Source organism: Streptococcus vestibularis ATCC 49124 (assembly GCF_000188295.1).
GTDB lineage: Bacteria > Bacillota > Bacilli > Lactobacillales > Streptococcaceae > Streptococcus > Streptococcus vestibularis.
The window spans coordinates 1-1,447 of record NZ_GL831119.1 but is presented as its reverse complement, the minus strand read 5'-3'; the positions used below and the strand labels follow the sequence as shown (position 1 = coordinate 1,447).

The following is a 1,447-nucleotide window of genomic DNA, read 5'->3' as shown; positions in this document are numbered from 1 at the left end:
TAAGGGGTAATAAATGCAAGAAAAAATTATTTGTGAAAAAGATAAAATACAACAATGTAACGAAAAGATAATGAAGAGATGTTTTTCAACAACATCAGCATTTTGTGGCATTGATAGCACAACTATTAGAATTAGTGGAACCTTTGAGTTTGATCATAATATTTTATCTAGATATTTAAAAACTAACAATAGTAAAAACAATAAATGTAAGATATCAGAATGTGGAAATTACGAATTTATCCAAATAACTTCAAAAGAATTTGGAAAACTCGAAATCGGACAGGATTTTTATAGGAAACATAGTAGTTACTATTGTCGTCTCCAACTCATTCATCCAGATGTTAATACTGAAACTATCTCAGTCAACCATTTAAAAAGTCGGGTTATAAAACTTTTAAAAATTTTCGAGTCTGAAATGGGAATACTAATCACTCCATACAAAATCAGTCTTATGAAGTTAGAACTTGCTTTTACTTTTGCTACCGACTCAATCATTCATCTTCAAACCCGTAATTTATTCATCAAGTGTTTTTCTAAAGCCTCTCAAGTTGATAAAAAAATTTATGAAAAGGCTTCAACTAAAGAGGATCATCACATTTTAAGTTCAAGACTACGAAAAAATATGGAACATGTGTTATACGATAAGACTGCAAAAGCTGAGCACAGAAGACATATTAAACGTAATTCAAAACGGCAATTTAGAGTCTACCGCTATGAAACAACACTGAATGAACAAAAGATAAAAAAAGAATTTGGTTCAGCATTATTAGAAGATCTAACCGATAAACAAATTATTATTTTTCTTGAGGAACTTCTTACCAGCTCCATTTTTAGATATATTGACTTACTTAGAGAGTCAATCAAAATCACTGAGCAAGAATTATGTCGTTTGAATAGAGAAAAAGGAAAAGATGACTATATTGATGCTTTCTTATCAAGACAACTCAATAACTCACTTGAAAAACTCTCACCGCTCACCATTGACGAAGGCATCTTTTGCTTTTTAGATACTACTTCTTTTATAAGTACAAGCAACAGTGCTAGAACAAAGCGAAATCTTATTAAACAGAGTCGGAAACGTGATTCAAATGAGAGTACATATTTCTTATCTAAAATGATAAGTTGGCAAGTTTTACATCTTTTTAAACTATTTCATGATTCGCTAGAATTTGCAAAAGTTTTGGGGTTGGGTTGTTTTATCAATGAAACTTGTACAGAAATTCATTTATTAAAGCAAAAAGAATTCACTACTGATCAAAGAGATATTGTTTTTAATCAAATTATTCGCTCAAAAAAGAAAAACAATAAAATTGATTTAAATAAAATTATTATTAATCAATTAAATGATTTAGATAGTGAACTATTTTAGTGATTTTGATAGCTATTTTTAAATCCATCTATCAAGTATTTCTTATTATATCATGGTTCTTGAAAAAATAACTCTTCA

1 protein-coding gene is annotated in these 1,447 nt (G+C 28.7%); it reads left to right on the top strand.

Going from position 1 to position 1,447, the window contains the following annotated elements; translation table 11 throughout:
• Window positions 1-13 precede the first annotated feature (13 nt).
• Window positions 14-1,369 (top strand): hypothetical protein, encoded by a 1,356-nt coding sequence (locus HMPREF9425_RS08990; RefSeq protein ID WP_003098434.1) that lies wholly within the window; start codon window positions 14-16, stop codon window positions 1,367-1,369.
• Window positions 1,370-1,447 lie beyond the last annotated feature (78 nt).

Bases quoted from the DNA above. Each gene is read 5' to 3' on its own strand.
- HMPREF9425_RS08990 (WP_003098434.1), top strand. From the start codon at position 14: ATGCAAGAAAAAATTATTTGTGAAAAAGATAAAATACAACAATGTAAC.